This window comes from Streptomyces sp. SPB074, from assembly GCF_000154905.1.
GTDB lineage: Bacteria > Actinomycetota > Actinomycetes > Streptomycetales > Streptomycetaceae > Streptomyces.
The window spans coordinates 546,147-549,539 of the sequence record NZ_GG770539.1 but is presented as its reverse complement, the minus strand read 5'-3'; the positions used below and the strand labels follow the sequence as shown (position 1 = coordinate 549,539).

General features: G+C 73.4%; 3 protein-coding genes. 2 read left to right on the top strand and 1 reads right to left on the bottom strand.

Annotated elements, in window-relative coordinates:
- Nucleotides 1-35: 35 nt before the first annotated feature.
- Nucleotides 36-1,544 (bottom strand): hypothetical protein, encoded by a 1,509-nt coding sequence (locus tag SSBG_RS02210; RefSeq protein ID WP_037868733.1) that lies wholly within the window; start codon nucleotides 1,542-1,544, stop codon nucleotides 36-38.
- Between the two features lie 185 nt (nucleotides 1,545-1,729).
- On the opposite strand from SSBG_RS02210, the gene SSBG_RS02205 reads away from it, so the two are divergent.
- Together SSBG_RS02205 and SSBG_RS02200 are read left to right on the top strand one after the other, a co-directional pair.
- Nucleotides 1,730-2,269: a WcaF family extracellular polysaccharide biosynthesis acetyltransferase gene (locus SSBG_RS02205; RefSeq protein WP_037868732.1), complete on the top strand. Its 540-nt coding sequence runs from the start codon at nucleotides 1,730-1,732 to the stop codon at nucleotides 2,267-2,269.
- On the top strand, nucleotides 2,266-3,378 hold the full coding sequence (locus tag SSBG_RS02200) for a glycosyltransferase (protein WP_008744607.1): 1,113 nt from the start codon (nucleotides 2,266-2,268) through the stop codon (nucleotides 3,376-3,378). The genes SSBG_RS02205 and SSBG_RS02200 overlap by 4 nt, the downstream gene beginning before the upstream one ends.
- Nucleotides 3,379-3,393: the final 15 nt, after the last annotated feature.

The window sequence follows — 3,393 nt, the reverse complement described above, 5'->3', positions numbered from 1 at the left end:
GGCGACCGCCTGAGCCGCCGCGCGCCCCGCGCCGCTCACTTCATCCGGGCCCGCCCGTCCCCGCTCCGCGTCGAGACGAGCGCCACGCACAGCGCGGCGATCGCCACCCGGCCCGTCGCCTGGAGCAGCGGGCCGCGCAGCAGGATGAAGGAGTACCCGGCCACGAGCGGTACGAGCACAGAGACGAGCGCCCCCGAGGGGGTGCGGCGCACGGCCCTGCGCGCGTAGCGGCCGTCGACGCGCGCCGCGAGGAAACCGACGCCCAGGAGGCCGCCGAAGACGCCGAGCGGGCCGAAGTCGATCCACAGCTCGGCCCACACGGGCGAGGACAGGTTGGTGTTCTTGTTGTCCATCCACTCCCCGACGATGACGCCCGTGTCCTTCGGCTTGCTGTCCCACACCGAGCGGGGCACCGCGAAGAAGACGTCCCCGAGCAACTGGAGGCCGAAGGTGTGGCCCTCGCCGGAGTGCACGTAGGTGATGGTGTTGGAGAACATCGCCGTCTGGTCGTAGTCCTTGAGCGCGAGCGGCTCCAGGATCGACGTCGTCTGCATCGGTTTGTAGTTCTTCTCGTCGTACCGGAAGCGGTCCGCGAAGGGGAAGACGACGAGGGCCACGACGACGCCGAGGCTCAGCGCCGAGCGGTACATCGCCGCGCTGCGCGGGAAGACGGTGAAGAGCAGCGAGAACATGACCGTCAGGAACCAGTAGCGCGGGTTCGAGATCGGGTTGTTCACGACGCAGTTCAGGAGCGCGAGCGCGAGCCAGGTCGCGAGGATCACCGGGGAGCGCCGCGCCCGCCTCGACGTCACGACCCACCGCGTGTAGATGAGCAGCGAGAGCAGCGCGGGCACGGTGCCCAGGCCGCGCAGGACCGCCTGCCCCGCCTGCGAGCCGTTCTGAGAGAGCCCCGCGTCCTCGATGCCCGCGATGATCTCCTGACGGCTGCTGAAGAAGACGGCGGGGCCGCCCAGCTTCTGGACGAACAGCGCGCTCGCCACGAAGGAGAGGCCCACGAGCGCGTACAGGCGCCTGCGGTGCACGAGCCACAGCGCGCTCTCGTCGCGCCCCGGCCGCTCGGGCCGGGTACGGCCCAGGAGCGCGCCGAGGTCGAAGGCGATACAGCCCGCGAGGATCAGCGCCGTCGCCTCGACGAGGTCACCGCGCGCGCCCACCACGACGGTCGGCGTCTGCCCGAGGACGGCCTGCGCGAGCGGGGCCACACCCATCGCCATGTAGACGAAGAGCCAGAAGGAGCCCTGGAGCAGCTTGCGCTTGTTCGTGAGGATCATCGCGGCGAGCCGCGCGCCCGAGTACACGGTGAGCGCGAGTTGCAGCCAGAACACCGCGTCCTTGATACCGGCGCCGCGCTGCGCGCACACCCACAGCGGGAAGAACACGGCGAGCCCGAGCACCAGGGGCACCGAGAGCGCCCGCGAGAGCAGGGTGCGCGGCGAGGTCGGTTTTCCCCACTCCGCGTCCACCGGGCCCGGCAGGGGCCTCTCCTCCACGCGCGCCCCGGCCTGCTCCGTGCCTGTCGCCATCCAGCGACCCCCGCCCCGACTCGTGCCCCGACCGCGGCCGGTGGTCACCGGCCCGGCCACCCCTCCGGTACGACCACCGGAAGAGATCCCCCGCGGCAGTCTACCGACGCCACCCGGTCACCTTGAGTCAACCATTAGGCTGAGCGCTGAGGGCGCCAGGGGAGGCGCCGGTGGGGGTTACACACATGCGCAATCTCCCGGCCTTCACGCTGGCCGGTTACGACAAGGGGCGCGGGAAACTCGTCCAGGCCCTGTGGTTCGCCGTCATGAACACCGTCTTCATGGCGTGGTTCACCCCGGCCCGGGTCCGCACCGCGCTCCTGCGCGCCTTCGGCGCGAAGATCGGCGCCGGGGTGCTCATCCGGCACCGCGTACGCGTCCTGTGGCCGTGGAAGCTGGAGATAGGCGACCACACCTGGATAGGCGAGGGCGCCTTCCTGCTCAACCTGGAGCCCATCCGGATCGGCGCCCACGTCTGCGTCTCGCAGGAGGCCATGCTCTGCACGGGCAGCCACGACCACCGCAAGGCCGACTTCCGCTACCGCAACGCCCCCGTCACCGTCGAGGACGGCGCGTGGATCGCCACCCGCGCCACGGTCCTCGCGGGCGTCACGGTCGGCGCCCAGTCCGTCGTCGCGGCCGGCACCGTCCTCACGCGCGACCTGCCCGCCCTGACCCTGCACGCCGTCGACGGCAGCCGCAGGCCCGTACCGGAGCCCGTATGAGAGTCCTGCACGCCGTCACGCTGCACAGTCCCACGCACGCCTTCGGCGGGCCCGTCCGCGTCGCGCTCAACCTCGCCAAGGGCCTTGCGGAGCGCGGTCACGAGGCCGGTCTCCTCGCGCTCGGCGACGGCTTCGACGGCGGCCTGCCCACCGACGTCGAGGGGGTGCCCGCCCGCCTCTTCCAGGCCCGCAGGCTCGCCCCGCTCGGCTTCAGCGGCATCACCTCGCCCGCCCTGCTCGGCTCCGCCCGCCGCCTCGTGCGCGAGGCCGACGTCGTCCACGTGCACCTCGCGCGCGACCTCGTGACCCTCCCGGTCGCGCTCGCCGCGCTGCGCGCCGGGCGCCCCCTCGTGCTCCAGACCCACGGCATGGTCGACCCGAGCGGCAAGGCCCTCGCGAAGGTGCTCGACGCCCTCGCCGTGCGCCGCCTCCTGCGCGGCGCGGGCGCCGTCCTCTACCTGACGGAGCACGAACGCGCCGGGCTCGACGCCGTCGTGGGCGCCCCGCCGCTGGCCCGGGCGGTACGGCTCGTCAACGGCGTCCCCGCGCAGCGGCCGCGCGCCCCCTGGGACGGCGGCCCCCCGCACCTCCTGTACGCGGCCCGCCTTCAGGCGCGCAAACGGCCCACCGACTTCGTCGCCGCGATCCCGGAGATCCTCGCCGCGCACCCGGACGCCCGCTTCACCGTCGCCGGCCCCGACGAGGGCGAACTGGCCCCCGTGCGCGCGCTCGTGGACACGCTCGGGCTGCGCGACAAGGTCGCCCTGCCCGGGTCGCTGAGCGGCGAGGACATGCTCCGTACGCTGCGCGCGGCGACCGTCTACGTCCTCCCGGCCGTGGACGAGCCCTTCCCGATGTCCGTCCTCGAAGCGCTCTCGGTCGGCACCCCGGCCGTCGTCACGACCTCGAACGGCCTCGCCAAGGACATCGCCCGCGCCGGAGCGGGCCGCGTCGTCGCCTCGGCCGACGGGCTCGCCCCCGCCGTCGCCGAACTCCTCGACCCGGCCCGCCACGCCGAGGCGTCCCGCGCCGCGCACGCCCTCGCGGGCGAGACCTTCGCGATGGACGCGGTCGTGGACCGGCTCCTGTCGGTGTACGAGGGCCTGTAGGCGCCGGAAAGGGGG

Excerpts from the sequence above, each read along its gene's own strand:
- SSBG_RS02200 (WP_008744607.1), top strand. The coding sequence starts at position 2,266 with ATGAGAGTCCTGCACGCCGTCACGCTGCACAGTCCCACGCACGCCTTC.
- SSBG_RS02210 (WP_037868733.1), bottom strand. The coding sequence starts at position 1,544 with ATGGCGACAGGCACGGAGCAGGCCGGGGCGCGCGTGGAGGAGAGGCCC.
- SSBG_RS02205 (WP_037868732.1), top strand. The coding sequence starts at position 1,730 with ATGCGCAATCTCCCGGCCTTCACGCTGGCCGGTTACGACAAGGGGCGC.